Source organism: Methylophaga thalassica, from assembly GCF_030159795.1.
Lineage (GTDB): Bacteria > Pseudomonadota > Gammaproteobacteria > Nitrosococcales > Methylophagaceae > Methylophaga > Methylophaga thalassica.
Genome location: NZ_BSND01000006.1, coordinates 145,758 through 161,690, shown reverse-complemented (window position 1 = coordinate 161,690; position 15,933 = coordinate 145,758). Strand labels below are relative to the sequence as shown.

General features: G+C 44.8%; 15 protein-coding genes. 6 read left to right on the top strand and 9 right to left on the bottom strand.

Features of this window, described 5'->3' with window-relative positions:
• The first annotated feature begins 77 nt into the window (after nt 1-77).
• From hemC to QQL60_RS11715, 6 genes are all read left to right on the top strand, one after another.
• Entirely contained in the window at nt 78-1,007 is a 930-nt protein-coding gene (gene hemC / locus QQL60_RS11740) for a hydroxymethylbilane synthase (protein ID WP_273180970.1), read from the top strand.
• Nucleotides 991-1,749, top strand: a complete 759-nt coding sequence (locus tag QQL60_RS11735) for a uroporphyrinogen-III synthase (RefSeq protein WP_007144043.1) — start codon at nt 991-993, stop codon at nt 1,747-1,749. Before hemC ends, QQL60_RS11735 begins: the two co-directional genes overlap by 17 nt.
• Before the next feature lies 1 nt (nt 1,750).
• Nucleotides 1,751-2,782: a uroporphyrinogen-III C-methyltransferase gene (locus QQL60_RS11730; RefSeq protein ID WP_284723408.1), complete on the top strand. Its 1,032-nt coding sequence runs from the start codon at nt 1,751-1,753 to the stop codon at nt 2,780-2,782.
• On the top strand, nt 2,779-3,975 hold the full coding sequence (locus tag QQL60_RS11725; protein WP_284723407.1) for a heme biosynthesis HemY N-terminal domain-containing protein: 1,197 nt from the start codon (nt 2,779-2,781) through the stop codon (nt 3,973-3,975). Before QQL60_RS11730 ends, QQL60_RS11725 begins: the two co-directional genes overlap by 4 nt.
• Before the next feature lie 18 nt (nt 3,976-3,993).
• Nucleotides 3,994-5,736, top strand: coding sequence for a monovalent cation:proton antiporter-2 (CPA2) family protein (locus QQL60_RS11720; protein WP_284723406.1), 1,743 nt, complete (start codon nt 3,994-3,996; stop codon nt 5,734-5,736).
• 295 nt (nt 5,737-6,031) lie between these two features.
• A complete protein-coding gene (locus QQL60_RS11715; protein WP_284723405.1) occupies nt 6,032-7,969 on the top strand; it encodes a TonB-dependent receptor in 1,938 nt (645 codons plus the stop codon).
• Between the two features lie 79 nt (nt 7,970-8,048).
• Here QQL60_RS11715 and QQL60_RS11710 read toward each other — a convergent pair whose 3' ends face one another.
• From QQL60_RS11710 to QQL60_RS11670, 9 genes are all read right to left on the bottom strand, one after another.
• Nucleotides 8,049-9,044, bottom strand: coding sequence for a GGDEF domain-containing protein (locus QQL60_RS11710; RefSeq protein ID WP_284723404.1), 996 nt, complete (start codon nt 9,042-9,044; stop codon nt 8,049-8,051).
• A gap of 154 nt (nt 9,045-9,198) precedes the next feature.
• Entirely contained in the window at nt 9,199-9,618 is a 420-nt protein-coding gene (locus QQL60_RS11705) for a DUF4174 domain-containing protein (protein WP_284723403.1), read from the bottom strand.
• A gap of 78 nt (nt 9,619-9,696) precedes the next feature.
• On the bottom strand, nt 9,697-11,100 hold the full coding sequence (locus QQL60_RS11700; RefSeq protein WP_284723402.1) for a DUF3482 domain-containing protein: 1,404 nt from the start codon (nt 11,098-11,100) through the stop codon (nt 9,697-9,699).
• Nucleotides 11,093-12,388 (bottom strand): DUF2868 domain-containing protein, encoded by a 1,296-nt coding sequence (locus tag QQL60_RS11695; protein WP_284723401.1) that lies wholly within the window; start codon nt 12,386-12,388, stop codon nt 11,093-11,095. Before QQL60_RS11695 ends, QQL60_RS11700 begins: the two co-directional genes overlap by 8 nt.
• Before the next feature lie 63 nt (nt 12,389-12,451).
• Nucleotides 12,452-13,216, bottom strand: a complete 765-nt coding sequence (locus QQL60_RS11690; RefSeq protein WP_284723400.1) for an undecaprenyl-diphosphate phosphatase — start codon at nt 13,214-13,216, stop codon at nt 12,452-12,454.
• A gap of 72 nt (nt 13,217-13,288) precedes the next feature.
• Nucleotides 13,289-13,954: an adenosylcobinamide amidohydrolase gene (locus QQL60_RS11685; protein WP_379007021.1), complete on the bottom strand. Its 666-nt coding sequence runs from the start codon at nt 13,952-13,954 to the stop codon at nt 13,289-13,291.
• A gap of 4 nt (nt 13,955-13,958) precedes the next feature.
• A complete protein-coding gene (locus QQL60_RS11680) occupies nt 13,959-14,669 on the bottom strand; it encodes a VC0807 family protein (RefSeq protein ID WP_202796099.1) in 711 nt (236 codons plus the stop codon).
• 72 nt (nt 14,670-14,741) lie between these two features.
• A complete protein-coding gene (locus QQL60_RS11675; protein ID WP_284723399.1) occupies nt 14,742-15,257 on the bottom strand; it encodes a DUF6653 family protein in 516 nt (171 codons plus the stop codon).
• Between the two features lie 71 nt (nt 15,258-15,328).
• Nucleotides 15,329-15,916 carry a DUF6151 family protein gene (locus QQL60_RS11670; protein ID WP_284723398.1) on the bottom strand — a complete coding sequence of 196 codons (588 nt, stop codon included), beginning with the start codon at nt 15,914-15,916 and terminating at the stop codon, nt 15,329-15,331.
• Between the last annotated feature and the right edge of the window lie 17 nt (nt 15,917-15,933).

Here is a 15,933-nt window from a genome sequence, read left to right as displayed (position 1 = left end):
GGATAGTCGAGAGTCAATGCGTGAAATGCTAGAATCGACTTTATTTATTAACGACAACGCTGAAGTGACCTTATTCCATGACTAAAAGAATCGTTCGTATTGCCACTCGCAACAGTCCTCTTGCCATGTGGCAGGCTGAATTTGTGAAATCACGCCTCTTAGAATTACATCAAAATATCGAAGTAGAACTGATTGGTATGAAAACCCAAGGCGACATCATTCTTGATACGCCACTGGCAAAAGTAGGCGGCAAAGGGCTTTTTGTTAAAGAACTGGAACAAGGCATGTTGGATGGACGCGCTGATATCGCCGTGCACTCGATGAAAGATGTGCCTGTTGAGTTTCCGGAAGGTTTGCATCTGCCTGTTATCTGCGAACGCGAAGATCCGCATGATGCGTTTGTTTCCAACCATTATCAGAGTATTGATGAATTACCGCATGGTGCCCGCTTAGGCACTTCCAGTCTGCGTCGTGAATGTCAGGTACGTACTCACCGTCCCGATCTGGAAGTACTGCCTTTACGCGGTAATGTAAACACCCGTTTACGTAAACTCGATGATGGCGAGTTTGATGCGATTATCCTGGCAATGGCCGGTTTGAAGCGCTTAGGCTTTGATGACCGTATCCGTAGTGCTTTAACGCCGGAACAAAGTTTGCCAGCCATTGGACAAGGCGCATTGGGCATTGAAACCCGAGTTGATGACGCAGAAATGAACGCGCTTATTGCGCCATTACATTGTGATAAAACCGCTGTTGTGCTGCGCGCAGAAAGAGCCTTGAACAAACGTCTGTCCGGCGGTTGTCAGGTACCGATTGCCGGTTATGCGATGTTAGATGATGACAACGTCTGGTTGCGTGGTCTGGTCGGTCAGCCGGACGGCACCAATACGGTCACTGCGGAAGTTCGTGGTAAAGCGGCAGATGCCGAAAAACTGGGTATTCAAGTAGCTGAAATGCTGCTGGCGAAAGGCGCGGATAAAATTCTGGCAGATGTTTACGGTGAATAAAGCACCGTTAGCGGGGCAACAGATTCTGGTGACCCGCCCGCAGCATCAGTGCCAGGCGCTTGCCGATTTGATTGAAAACGCGGGTGGCAAAGCGTTGATTCTGCCAGTGATTGATATTGAACATATCGCACGAAAAAATTGGCAGACAGAGAATATCGAACGTTTTGACTGGCTGATATTTGTCAGTCGCAATGCCGTAGAAAGTTTTATGGCTGGTTGGGGGGATGAATTGCCTCAGCCGTGTCAGTTTGCCGCAGTGGGTGAAGGTACAGCGCAAGCCATGCGCGAGCATGCTATTCCTGTTGATTGTCAGCCAGAAATATCTAACGGCAGTGAAGGTCTGTTGCAAATGCCCCTAATGCAGGCTGATAAGGTCAGTGGTAAACATATTCTCATTGTGCGGGGTAACGGCGGCAGAGAACATATGGCCGATACCTTAACCGCCAGAGGTGCTAAGATTACTTATGTTGAAGTTTATCAACGTGTTTTAGCGAAACCGACAGCCACAATGCAAAAGCAAGCCATGTTGGCGGATAAAGTCATCTGTACCAGTGTGGCGGGTGTTGATAATCTTTGTAGTATCTTTATGAATACATGGCCAGGTTTGTTAGATAAACCATTGACGGTGGTCAGTGATAGGATAAAACAGCACGCCTCCTCACGAGGCTTCAAAACCATTCATGTATCAGCCGATGCCAGTGATAATGCAGTTGTTGATACTCTGATAAATATGGACGATTAACATGGCAGATAACGACGCAAAGCAAACGATAGATAACAATGTGCAGGATGCTGAGCTGCTTGAAAAGAATAAACAGGATGATGCCAAAGTCTATCGCTTGATATGGATTGCGCTTGTTGTTGTCGTACTGCTTTCCGTTGTCAGTATTGGCTGGTTTTATCAGCAACTCCAGCAGCAGGAAGCCGATATTCAATCTTCGCTGACCGAGTTATCGAGCCAAAATGGTGACTGGCAATCAAAATTAGAACAGCACAGGCAGCAGTTAGGGCGGCTCGATAGTGACCAAAAACAATTAGCGGAAAAACTACAGCAACTGACGGACAAACAACAGTTATCCAATGCTGAACTGCAAAAGAGATGGGCTTTGCAGGAAGTCAAATATCTGCTCAATGTCGCCAACCAGCGCGCTTTGTTAGCACATGATGTAGTAGGAGCCATCCAGGCTTTGATCATGGCAGATAAACAACTAGAAGCACTTTCTGATTATCGGCTTCATCCTCTGCGGGCTGAGATTGCAGAAGAATTAATGTCATTACAATCACTGACAACTCTGGATATCCCGGGCATGGCGATTCAGCTACAGACATTGGCTGCCCATGTCGACAAACTGCGAGTTAAAAAAGGGCCAGAAGTTGATTTCTCTGAGTCTCCAGACACGGCCGATATTGCCAGCACAGAAACGCCGGCATGGAAACAAGCCATCTCAGACATTTGGCAACAATTGCGCTCTTTAGTCGTGATTCGCCATGAGCAATCTGGTGAAGCGGCTGTACTAGTACCAGAACAGCGCTACTTCCTCTATCAAAATCTGCGTTTACAACTGGAAAGTGCACGTCTTGCCTTACTGAATGCTGACAATAATAGCTTTCAGCATAGCTTAAAAACAGCCATTAGCTGGCTGGATAAATATTTCACCGGTGAAGAACGTGATGCCATGCTGGCCAGCCTTAATTCACTGGCTGAACAGAAAATTGACGTGTCTATTCCGGATATTTCAGGCTCACTGAACTGGCTAGAGGAGTATCAGCAATGAAAATGCTGATCATTATCGCTTTAGCATTAGCATTGGGTGTTGCCGCAATCTGGGCGGCCGATTTTGAACCAGGGTTTGTTTTACTGCAATACGGACAGTGGAGTCTGGAAACATCATTGGTTGTATTTACGGCTATTTATATCCTACTGGTAGTGGCAGGCTATTTAGCATTACGCAGTCTGGTGTTGTTAAAACAGACGCCAAAAAGAATTAATGCCTGGAAGACAACACAAAGACAAAAGCGGGCTAATCGAGCTTTAACCCGTGGTCTGATCACACTGGAAGAAGGTCGCTGGACAGAGGCGGAACGTATTTTGGTTCGTCATGCCACACACAGTGAAACACCACTACTTCATTATCTGGCGGCGGCGAGAGCGGCGCAAAAACAACAAGCACCAGAGCGTCGTGATAATTATCTTCGTCTGGCCCATGAAACAACCGAAGGCGCTGATATTGCCGTTGGGGTGGTTCAGGCAGAGCTACAATTATCGGCCGGGCAAAAAGAGCAGGCGCTCGCGACACTTCAACATTTGCGTGAAGTGGCACCGAAACATCCTTATGTTTTGCAGTTATTGCAGTCTCTCTATCAGGACATGGATCAATGGCAGGAAATGCAATCGGTATTACCCGATTTACGTAAACGCCATGTGTTGGAGCGTAATGAAGTCGCAGCTTTGGATCAGGAAGCAGCTGTAGGTCAGTTACAGATGGCATTAGCCAAACAGGACTGGCAAAAAATGGCTGAGGTCTGGGAAAAATCATCCAGCAAAGCACGGCAGACAGAAGCCATGCTTGTGCCATATGTGAATGGGCTAATTCAGCAAGACCAGGAAGAGCAGGCCATTGCCCAGATTGAACAGTTTATGCGTAATAACTGGAGCGATAAGCTGGTGTATATCTACGGTGTGCTGACGCAGGGTGACTTGCTGGCGCGTTTAGCGACGGCAGAAAAGTGGCTTAAAGCCAATCCGGATAATGCCTGTTTATTACTAACCGTTGGGCGTCTGGCGAAAGCCAACCAGTTATGGACAAAGGCAGAAGAATATTTACAACAAAGCATTCGCTTAGATGCCAAAGGCGAGACTTATCAGGTCTTAGCTGAAGTGCAATTGGCGCTGGACAAAAATGAAGCTGCTGCAGATACCTATAAGCAAGGACTGACATTGATGCTTAGTTCTGATGCAACCATTTAATTAACAAAGGGATAATTTGTGCAAGAAGCGGGTGGCGATTATCTGGTAGAAATTCTGGCCTTATTATTGGCCACGGTCATTATTATTCCTACATTCCATGCTATTCGGCTTGGTGCGATTCTGGGTTATTTAACCGCAGGTATGATTCTCGGTCCCTGGGGCTTGGGTGTAATCACCGAAGTTGAAGATATTCGGCATTTAGCTGAGTTTGGCGTTATTTTTCTGCTGTTTGTTTTAGGGATTGAACTCAAGCCGGATAAACTCTGGCAAATGCGTAAAATGGTGCTGGGGCTGGGGCTTGCTCAGGTGCTGATTACCGCGGGCGCCATTTATGGCACTGCCATCTGGTTGGGTCTGGACAATCACAGTGCCATTATCATTGGTTTTGGTTTAGCCCTGTCATCGACCGCTTTTTGTTTGAAATTATTGGCTGAACGTGGCGGTATTTCCACCGTGATGGGACGCATGTCCTTCTCCGTGCTGCTACTGCAGGATATTGCCGTCGTGCCATTATTGGCTTTGGTTTCCTATCTCGCTGTGGGTAACGGTGCCGAAGTAGTTGGTCCAGATGTAAATCCGCTAATCGGTATTCTGGTGATTATTGCGCTGCTGTTTGCCGGGCGTTACCTGTTGAATCCGGTATTAGCCAGAATTGTTGCCAGCCAAGATCCGGAAGTGTTTATTGCTGTCGCGGTACTGTTAGTACTGGGCGTTGCCTGGATTATGCAAAGTGTTGGTTTCTCGATGGCGCTGGGGGCCTTCCTGGCAGGTGTGATGTTGGCTGAATCACAATACCGACATCAGATAGAAGCCGATATTCTGCCTTTCCGCGGTATCTTGCTTGGACTGTTCTTTATGACTGTCGGCATGGGTATTGATTTCAGTCTGTTATGGGATCGTCTGGGCGATATCCTATTGCTGACCTGGGGCCTGATGACCATTAAGACGGTTGTTGTCTATATCCTGGCCCGTATTACCGGTGCCCGTCATGATATTTCCTTACAAACAGGGGCTTTGTTATCTCAGAGCGGTGAGTTTGGTTTTGTTCTGTTTAGCTTTGCGGCATCGTTGGGTTTATTAGAAGCACAAGTCAGTGACATTTTGACGCTGGTGATTGCCTTAACCATGGTATTAACCCCCTTTGTTGTAAGGGCGACCAATTACTTATTACTGAAATTCTATACACCTGATGCAGAAAACGATGAGGAAGATTACACCACCGAGTTTGTTGAGCATGATCAGGAGCACGTTATCCTAGCGGGGTTCGGTCGTGTTGGCGCCCGTGTCGGTACCTTGCTGGGTGCTGCCGGCGTTCCTTATATTGCTTTGGATATGCGCCAACATCGGGTAAAAGATGCCAGAGCACAGGGGTTCCCGGTGTTTTTTGGTGATGCCAGTAAGGTCAAAGTATTACAGGCGGCGGGTGCTGATCGGGCCAAGATGATTGTCGTCACACTGGATAATCCGACGCAGGTAGATAGATTGGTGGCTCAGGTACGTCAGTATTATCCGGATATGCCGATTCATGCGCGTGCCCGTGATAGAAAACACTGTGCAGAATTAATCACTCAGGGGGCCACGACCACGGTTTCAGAAACACTGGAAACCAGCCTGAGGCTGACAGAAGAAGTCTTGTTAGGCAGTGGTGTTGAAGATACGGTAGCCACACGAGTAATCAATGAATTCAGGGATGACTACTATTCGAATGTGGTGAAAAAAGTCACTGAAAATAAAGTCGTGCTGGGTGAATTAAAACATTAGGCTATTGAGCCTTGGCCTGCTTTTTCTGTTGTTCAGTATCACGTTTTATTATCATCTCTTTACCGTTCAATAAACGCATTCCTAAGATAATTAGGAATGTTTGATGTTAATAAATGCTTTTTTATGTTTGCAAATGTTAATAATTATCAATAAGATTTGTGCTCAATTTCTTTAATAGGCTTGGTGCACATACATTGTGAATACAAAAAAAAGACTCATTTCTTCTCTCGTCACACTCTGTTCAATTTATTCATTTCCCTTATTAGCAGATGAGACGAGCAATTCAGCAGCGACGATGAATCCCTTAGTCGTTACCGGTCAGGCATACAAAGGTTATGCGCAGTTCTCACCCACATCTGGAAGTAAGACAGATGCAGAATGGCTTGATGTGCCGCAATCGGTTTCTGTAGTAACAGATACTGAGATTACCGATCGTGGTGCAGTGCGCTTGGTTGATGCATTAAATGGTGTAGCTGGTGTTAATAACACACTTGGGGAAGGCAGCCGTGATCAGTTTGTCATTCGTGGCTTTGATGCCTTGAACGATGTATATCGTGACGGCATGCGCGATGATACTGGCTTGCAGTCTTATCGTAGCCTAGCGAATATTGAGCAAATCGAGGTAGTCAAAGGCCCCGCGGGTGCTTTGTATGGTCGTGGCTCAACAGGCGGTTTGATTAACCTGGTGACAAAACGTGCAAACGGTGATGAATTCACCCGGTTGAATGCCAGTTTAGGTAGTCATGGAAAAATGATAGGGCGGGTAGATAGTTCGACCTCATTTTCAGATACGGTTAATGGCCGTATCAATCTGGAAGTTCGTAAAGCCGACTCATTTGTCGATTATGTGGATTCAAAAGATTATTTCATTGCACCGACACTTCGTTTTACCCCTAGCGATCATCACACCTTAGATGTGGATTTGGAAATATCAAAACAGGATTTGGTACCTTACCGTGGTGTGCCATCCATCAATGGCAAACCAGTGAATGTGTCTCGCAGCACCTACTTTGGTAGTAGCAATGATTATCAAGAATCAAAAAGTGTGCGTTTCTCACTGAACGATGAATTCAAATTCACCCCGAATTTAGTCTGGAATAATCGTGTGGTGATTAGCCGTGTTGAGCTGGAACAACAAGGTACGCGTCAAAGGAATGTAACAGCTGCTACAGCTACTGTCGGACAATCTGTAAATGATTTTGGCTATGATCCCCGCCGTTTTAACGCCCTGCAATCGGAATTAAAATGGTCTGTCGGCTCACATGAATTCTTGTTCGGTGCAGAATATACACAAACCAAAATTGACTTAGACTTAAGTACTGTCTCAAAAGCAGACCAATCCATCTATGCTCCTGTCACCGAGCACGTGGTTAATGGCGGTTTTGAACCCTTCAGAAAGAATGACACCAAAACCTATGGTTTGTATGTGCAGGATATGTACACCATTGGTGATCTGACGTTGACCGGTAATGTGCGTCACGACAAGATGGACCTGGAACAACAGCGTGTGGGTAACCCGAAAGAAAACCTGGATGATGACAAATGGAGTTATCGTGTAGGTGCCAGTTATCGTCTGACTGAAGATTTATCGACCTATGCGACGTTTTCACGGTCATGGCAACTGCCCAATGCCGGCACCTTTGTAAGTAATGGTGCGGCGGAGTTTTACTCGGCTGATCTAAAAGAAATTGGTTTCAAAGCTTATACATTAGGTGATGCTTTAATGTTCAATGCTGCCATATTCCAAATTGAACAAGAGCGGCCTGTAACGGATGCCACAACAGGCGATGTAACGGATAGAAATACCTCAAAACATAATGGTTTTGAATTAGAGCTTCGTGGTCAGTTGACAGAGCAATGGAGTACCACTGCCAGCTATACTTATTTAGATGCAGAAGATGAAGATACAGGTAAAAAACCGAATGATGTGTCCGATCAGTTGTTCTCATTAGGTTCAACCTATCAAATTGATAGTCACTGGCGAGTGGGTGGCAACATCAAGTATGTCGGAGAACGCTATGCTGGTGACAATGAAGCAGTTAAATTAGATAGCTATACCTTGGTGGATCTAATGGCGGCTTATCGGGTGGGTAAGCATAAAATTCAGTTCAATGCCTACAACATCTTTGATGAAAAATATTTCCTGGGTGCAACAGGTGGCTCGTCAGGTCGAAACCAAATTGGTTATGGCGCACCGGCAGAATATATGGTGAGTTATGGTTATGAGTTCTAATCCGGAATAAGTTAAGTTCATATTCGAAAGCTGATTAGCCATGCGGAATTGGGTAAAAGCCTGATGCCGTATGGCTTTTTTATGGATCTTTTGCGGCTATATCATCATTAACGGTGACTCTGTTTCTGCCAGAATTTTTGGCACTGTATAACAATCGGTCGACAGTTTGTAGTAGCTTGGATTGTGTCTGCCCAGCTTCATATTCAGTCACCCCGATACTACAGGTCAATGAAATATTGAGGCCCTCATCCTGACAAAATGGATGTTGCTCAATATCCTGTCTGATGCGTTCAGCGAGTATTTTTGCCTCGGTAACATTTGTCTCAGGAAGCAGTAAAAGGAACTCCTCCCCACCGTAGCGGCCTAGTGTGTCACTGTGTCGAGATGCTTTCGAGACGATGTTAACAGCCTCAATTAATACGGTATCGCCACGTTGGTGACCAAATTGGTCATTCACATGTTTGAAATGATCAAGATCAATCATTAACAAGCTTAGCGGATGTTTATAGCGAACTGACCGATCAATTTCATCCGTTAAATTGTTTATCAAACCACCTCGATTAAGTACACCGGTCAGTGCATCAGTACGAGCTAACTTTTCTAATTCTTTGGTACGTGCTTCCACCCGTTGTTCTAATAATTGATTTGCTGCAAGTAACTCTTTTTGTACCAACAGTAATTGTTCATTTTTTACTTTAAAGTCTTTATTACTGGGAATCGCAATCACTTTGGGTAATAAATAGACAATCATCACGGTGGTCATAATGGATACGATGCCGGTAGCGAGTTTACTGAGTCCGCTAAGGAAATAATAACCATGCCAGATATTAATCAGAGCCATTAGATGTGTCACGCCGCAGAGAAAAATAAAGGCAGCGAACATCACAAATATCCAGTTAAAGGCGAGATCGTCTCTTTTTCTGACCAGCTGAATGAGGGCGATAGGAATTAGGAAATAGGCAATGACTGTCAGCGTATCGCCAACAACATGCAGGAAAAGTAAGTCTGCTTGCCATTTTAAACAATGGCCATGGGGCATAAAACTGCCATCAAATAATGCACTGATGATATCCACAGACACACCCTCCATGACTAAAACAGCGTTGACGAAAGCAGCATCACACTGATGACTCTTCGCACCAGTTTATGGTCATTAATAGCACAGTGTCTTGACTGCGTATAGTTAGACACAAGTCCTAGCTGGTTCAGCTTACAAGTGACTAATATAACTAGGGATGTTGTAATTCACGCTGACGCATCGGCATGCTATCAATTTCGCTGAAGAGCTTATGAAGTCTTAACTGTGTGTCAGTAGCTTTGACACCACCATCTTTACCCATTAATAAAACCAAGCTGTTATGGTGTTGTAGTTTTTGACGAACTTCTTTGGTGAGATTATCTGTAACTGTACCTGTGTAGTTAGTACTTAGAGAACTTTGGTTGATCAGAAACCAGACAATATCACGGTCATTTATCTCTGCATCCCTCTGCGAGAGTTCATCCTGATAGGTATTAATATCATCACCGGCATTAATCAGGATAAGCCGGTTTTTCCATTTTAGCTCTGACAGTGAATGCAGGCTTTGTATTACCTCTGCCCAGGCAATAGGACTTAATAGCATAAATAAAATCAGCAAAATACGAGACATAGCTGCCCCCTTTATTTATCAAAATGATAAAACCAAGGTATAAAAGCCGTTGTTAAGAAAATGTAAATACTGTCCGGTTTATGCTGAAGGGGATAGGCAGAGTTTTAATATCAAGTCACGCAGTTTGACTAACTCTGAGTCACTTAAACCTTTGTGCGCTTTTTGTAGCAAGCGGGTGAGTTGCACCTGTTCAACTTTGGGTAAATGATTCATACGTGCGGTCAGGTTAGTCTCAGGTAGCTCTGCGACAGAACGATCGGCATGGGTGCGGCGTAGAATGATTTCCAGAAAATCGACAGCACGACCCAGCACCACAAAAATAAAGGTTAGTTCTTTCATTGGCCCGGCTTTTAATGTCTCACCCGCTAAGGGGATACCATTAATTTTGAGGTTTTCTGGTTTGGCTGTGGCGAATAATGATGCGGCGCCAGACACTAAGCCGCCAAAAAATGCGCCGGTCATCAGCGATGTGCCACCCATACCAACATCAATGACAGCACCAGCCGCCGCTCCGGCAGAGGCAGATAAAGCGACAATTTTTTGTCTGTCTAAACCATAAAGATACCAATGACTGATATCAAATAAGTCAGGATAGTCGGCACTTAACTGCTGCGTTTGCATCTGCATTTCAGGATGTGCGAATAAGGCTTGTAACTGTTTTTGCATGCTTGCTTCAATATGACGCAGCGTGCTTTGATAATCATGTTTTAATTTGTCTTGCAAACGCGATTTCACAAAGTCGGCAGGCACTTTGATTTCACTGACATGACTGAGTATTCGTTGAATATGCTCTGCCACCACGAATGCACCTTGTCGTTCGAGGGATTCGAAATATTGCTTGAGTAGTTCAACCGTGGACTCGATAGTGTGACGCCAGGGTTCGTATAACTCAGCAAAGGCCGACAAAATAGTGAATTGTTTCTGATGGTCTGCCGTCATGGGGTTAAACACCCGCACCACACTGAAATACTGGCTTAATGCATCCTGCCATTCCTGCACATAGGCTTCGCCACCAATCGGGTTGATCAACGCCATACGTGGTTGACCTGTCCATTGCAAAATGGTCATTTCGGCCTCAAATTCAGGGCTATAGGGAATAGAACCATCCACCACATAAATAATGCCGGCACCATTTAAAATCGGCTCTAATAACTCAACTTCATCATGAAATTTATGATTACCTGAGGCGCGCTGCTCACTTACAAATGCCTGAATGGTATTTTTGCGTTCAGCGGCGTTAGGCGCATGTTGCTGACACCAGGACATCACTTGTCTTGGACGTTGAAAGCCGGGGGTATCAACCAGTGTGTACTGTGTCTCACCATCAATATTCAGATCAAAGGTCTGTGCCGATGTGGTGGTGCCGGAAATTTCAGATATTTTGACGGCATCCTGACGAGTCAGGGTAGCGACAATACTGGATTTACCTTTATTCGGATGGCCCACGACGGCGAAGACAGGATGCGTGACAGACTCAGACATGTGCATGACCTTCTTTTAATGTAACCGCGTGCCGTTGAGCAAAAAACTGCCATGATTTTTGTTGCTGCTGGTAACGTGAATCATCAGCATTAATCGGGTACAACACCAGACTGATTAGCTCATTATTCTGTTGAAGTAATTCAATACAATCTGCCAGTTCACCTGTGGGTGTCTGCATAGGATCAATAATAATCCATACTGGTTTATCAAACTGGCTGGCTGCTGAGTTTAGCCATTGTTCATCTTGTAACCAGTCATCCGAGCCTAAGTTTTTTTCCACATTAAAGTGAATGTCAGGTTGCTGCCAGCTTATCAGGGCGGTTTCTGTCGAGGGTAAACTGACCGTGCCGCTTTCCACATGATGATCATCAGATTGAATAGGATTACGACTGACCTGATGCTGTTGCGCCACAATAAACTGTTCCACATCACTACTGTTTTGAATATTACTACGCAATTGCCGGATAAACTGTTGGCGCAATAATAATGCTAACAGCAGGCGGGGCAGAATACCGTAAACCACGATAGCCATCACCAATGTCATCCACCATACATTGGTGGCCGAAACAGTCAGATCACTGGCCTGAGCACTAAATCGAGTTTGCTGGATTAACTCGGCGGTGGGCGCTTCTAGCAGCCAATGCCAGGGCCAGCTTATAGCCGTCATTAATTGCGTCATAGTGGCACTATCAGTAATCAGGGTGGATGACCAGCCAAACAGATAGTCCTGAAATGTCGCCAGAATAAAAAAAGCCAGTAAAGCCGAGGTTGAAAATAAAATAGCCGCTGACTGTAGTTGCCACAATAACCAGGGTAGCAGTAAATTTTTGTAGGGAATGAATTGTTGCAGGTTCAGTTTATTTATCAACCAATGCAGCAATGGATGATGATGCAGATTATGTTTGGCGGGCGATAAAAAAGAAAAGTAAAAGCTGCTTAATGTGAGTAATAGCGGTAAAAACGCAAATAAAGCGAGTGGCACCCAGATATTGATAAATGAGGGCTGACTGACATTTAACACCCCAGCCATGGCAGTAAAACCAATCAGTACGGCGATGACAGCAAGGAGCCGTAAAATACCCGTGGCTGGTGTGGTCAGTGACATCTGCTGTTGCCATGCCTGTAAGTACTCTGTGGCAGAGTGTGAACGGTTTTCAGATGACGGTATTAACTTATTATTTTTTTGTGAAACAAATAAACGAAAATCCAGCCAACGAAATAATGCTCGTGTAGCTCCACCTTTGAAGAAAAATTGCTCAATAGCTTTAGTGACGTGATTAGAGGCCATGCAAGCTAGTATACAAAATACGATGAATTCAAGCTGAAATGAGTCTGTTCAGGGCGATGTTGTTTAATACAGCACGAGTAGCAAGACGCCAAACACAATGCGATACCAGCCGAAAGCAACAAAGGTAAAGTTCGCCAGAAAACGGATAAATAATTTAATTACCAGATAAGCGGTGATAAAAGCGACAATAAAACCAATGATCAGCGGTAAGAAGGATGTACTGGCAAAATCCTGATAATGCGATAGTAAATCGAGGCCTGATGCAGCCGCCATGACTGGCAGGGCAAGTAAAAATGAGAATTCAGCACTGGCTTTGCGACTCAAGCCTACAAGCAGTGCACCGATAATGGTGGAACCTGCTCGACTGGTGCCGGGAATTAATGCAAACACCTGAGCGATGCCGATAATCAAAGACTGCGTGTAGCTAACCTCATTGATATCATCAACTTGAGGTGGTTTCTCGCTGATAAATTTTTCTGTCAGTAAAAAAATAATGCCGCCCACGATAAACATCACAGCGACAATCTGAACAGAAAACAGGGCTTTAATTTGATCGTGAAATAACAAACCGACAAGCCCGACCGGGACAAAAGATAAAGCAACCTTTGTCCACAAACCGACATACTTAGATGAAAAACGCTCTTTATAACTAGCAATCACCGCTAGAATTGCGGCTAACTGGATAATGACTTCAAAAGCTTTGTTGCTGTCTGTTTGTGCCAGTCCGAGCCAGTCACTGACGACAATCAGATGTCCGGTGGAAGAAATGGGTAAGAACTCCGTCAGGCCTTCAATAAACCCCAAAATAATACTTTGAAGAATATCCATACAGTCATCACTCAGCAGACAAAATTCGTAGCATGATAGCTGAGCCGAATCGAAAAGGGGGAAATCGTGTTATCAGCTTTCGGTCAGACTGCGTAAAGAATGAGTCAGACTGATGGAACAGGCCTGCAGTACCACCCGACCTATTAACTCACCGAGCGTTGTGTGTTTGCCGCAATAAGCATGTTGGGGTTCAGCGTCGGGACAAAAAACGGCATGGCTATCAGTGCCTGTGCCGCTGGCGGGCAGGCCAGAAACCGGACTGATAATCTCGGCATCACGAATAGCTGTCACTTTACTCTCGGTGAGTAATATCAAGGCTTCGGCAAGTGCAGCATCGGATAATGCTTGATTAATATATAAGCAAATATTGATGGTGCCAGGCACAGCGTGGTCATCGGCTTTATCACCTACTCGTCTAACATTACTCAGCCCGCTCGTTACCCAGCACTCAACCGTTAAAGCCTCTCTGTGTTCAATATGGTGACCTAATGACTGCATGGAGGCAGCGGTCATCATGCCGATAATGACTGGTGGTAATGCCAGTGCTTCTGCTTTATCTAGTAAGGTTTGCTCTGGTGCCAGACAGGGTAGCGGAGAATGTTTATCCACCCGCATATTGAGTAAAGCGCTGGCTTTTTGCAGTCCGCCGTTTAACACAGCCGAGCTTAAAACTCTGCATCGCTCTGCTGGCAACAGCACGAGATAGTCTGGATGATGAATCAGTCTGACAGAGGACACGTGATTATTTATTGGCGACCTTCGGTGATACAACTTCTTCAAGTTTAAGGCCGGTTAAATCATGAATAGTCCGCCATAAATAATAAAAGATACCGATCATCATCAGCATGGAAGGAATCGCAATAACCGGGTAGCTATAAAGTGTAAGCAAGCCTAGTTGCTCATTAAACTCCTCACTGCCAGTTGGACTGGTGACCAACCATTTCACCAGTAAAAAATTCATAATGGCTGAAAATAAAAAGGTACCTGCTAATAAATAGGTCGCGTTGAGAAGACGCTTTTCAAATAATGCCGTGCTGTTTTTTTCTTCAAGGCGGTCTTTGATCTTATCGACATCCATGATTTCACGGTTATATAAAAGGGCTCTGATCAGTGGGTATCGGGTAAATGTTGAGCCGAGAACAGCAATTCCGATAATGGCAGGAATAGCCGCTTCTTTGATGGCTAGCCATTTAGTATCGAGCTCAAATAAACCAATGCCGCCGGTGAGTAATACACTGATTAAACCCAGCAGAGCGATAAAGTTGAATTTACGGTATTTGATAAGTTCGAATATTCCCCAGCCAAGAGGAAAAGCCAGTGCCGCCATTAATGCACCACTGGCTCCCAAGTCTTCCGGTCCGCTCAATTTCATCAAAATAACTGACGGTAAAACGATACTGACCATCAGGTCTACAAACGGGCGTGGCTTATGTGTTGGCGTGCTATTTATCATCGTATTTTTTGTCTGGCTTGTATAAATCAGTCAGTGATTATATAGGATGTAGATAATTGATGGGATTACCTTTTATTGTTTATGGTTTTCCTCGGAAGCGTACTTGCTATCGCTGTTTTTCATCTCCCAGTATAGCCACACCATACGATCCACAAACCAGGCTTTGAACACCATAATCCAGATATTACTGGCAATCAGCAACCCAACATTCAGGCTGTATAAGCTATAAATAAAAAACGGTATGCCTAAAGCTGACAATGTTTGCAGCAGCATACAAACCTGTTGATGATGAACGGGTATGGGGATATTTTTGCGATTTAAATACAGTCGTTCGCCAAAGGTGCCCATCGACGCCCAGTTATCGCTGGATGATGGGACGTTAAATAATCGTGGGTTAAGCCAAATCCAGACAAAAGCCAAAACAATAGGTATTAACGAACAAATCCCAATCCATTCGCGTGAATAAAAGGCCAGAGAGAGCAAGGGTAGGGTGGTAAAACGTGAATACACACTCCATGGATTAGCATGCCGTTGCCAGCTTTTTTCATCCATCGACATCAGTTTTTCAGCCCATTTGATGATATCCATATTCTGTGCCTTTTTAAGGTTTATAACGGTTTATCATAATCGGGGTATGAAGCCGAAAAATCATGTTGATATTACTTCTGCTTTTTTAACTGGCCGAGTTGCTCATCGGTGAGAATGGTTGGCGTTACGATGGGTGCGCCATCTTTGGTAAATAATTCGGAGTGTTTATATTTACCACTAATCAACGTTGACAGGACAATGCCAAAAAAACGCATGACATTACCGAATAAACCACTGGTTTTGGGGTTAGGCTCACCTGTTGCGGATTCCGTATTCACTTTGGCCACGTCACGACCAAAATCGGTTTCTAACCACGTCTTATCCAGACAAGAGTGCACCAAACCAATAAACGACACTTTTGGGTTGCTCAGAGTATTACCGATGGGAGTATTACAGCAGGAGGCGTACCAGCGTAATAATCCTTTAGGAGAAAGTCGTAATAGGGCCAGATGCTCTAACCCTTGGGTAATATGCAAACGAGGCTGAGCTAACTGGACGATATCGGTGCCACCATGCGCGTCGAGAATGTTATCCGACTTACCAAGATACTTTGCAAATGCCTGACAGTCTGTACAATAACAAATCACCCTGCTGGTGATACCTTTACCGTCAATATGTCCAAGCAGGCTGCCACATTCACATTGAATCTTGTGCATCATGGTCTATCTATTCCTTC

Bases quoted from the DNA above. Each gene is read 5' to 3' on its own strand.
- QQL60_RS11725 (WP_284723407.1), top strand. From the start codon at position 2,779: ATGAAAATGCTGATCATTATCGCTTTAGCATTAGCATTGGGTGTTGCC.
- hemC (WP_273180970.1), top strand. From the start codon at position 78: ATGACTAAAAGAATCGTTCGTATTGCCACTCGCAACAGTCCTCTTGCC.
- QQL60_RS11700 (WP_284723402.1), bottom strand. From the start codon at position 11,100: ATGTCTGAGTCTGTCACGCATCCTGTCTTCGCCGTCGTGGGCCATCCG.
- QQL60_RS11715 (WP_284723405.1), top strand. From the start codon at position 6,032: ATGAATCCCTTAGTCGTTACCGGTCAGGCATACAAAGGTTATGCGCAG.
- QQL60_RS11680 (WP_202796099.1), bottom strand. From the start codon at position 14,669: ATGATAAATAGCACGCCAACACATAAGCCACGCCCGTTTGTAGACCTG.
- QQL60_RS11690 (WP_284723400.1), bottom strand. From the start codon at position 13,216: ATGGATATTCTTCAAAGTATTATTTTGGGGTTTATTGAAGGCCTGACG.
- QQL60_RS11670 (WP_284723398.1), bottom strand. From the start codon at position 15,916: ATGATGCACAAGATTCAATGTGAATGTGGCAGCCTGCTTGGACATATT.
- QQL60_RS11730 (WP_284723408.1), top strand. From the start codon at position 1,751: ATGGCAGATAACGACGCAAAGCAAACGATAGATAACAATGTGCAGGAT.
- QQL60_RS11735 (WP_007144043.1), top strand. From the start codon at position 991: ATGTTTACGGTGAATAAAGCACCGTTAGCGGGGCAACAGATTCTGGTG.
- QQL60_RS11695 (WP_284723401.1), bottom strand. From the start codon at position 12,388: ATGGCCTCTAATCACGTCACTAAAGCTATTGAGCAATTTTTCTTCAAA.
- QQL60_RS11705 (WP_284723403.1), bottom strand. From the start codon at position 9,618: ATGTCTCGTATTTTGCTGATTTTATTTATGCTATTAAGTCCTATTGCC.
- QQL60_RS11675 (WP_284723399.1), bottom strand. From the start codon at position 15,257: ATGGATATCATCAAATGGGCTGAAAAACTGATGTCGATGGATGAAAAA.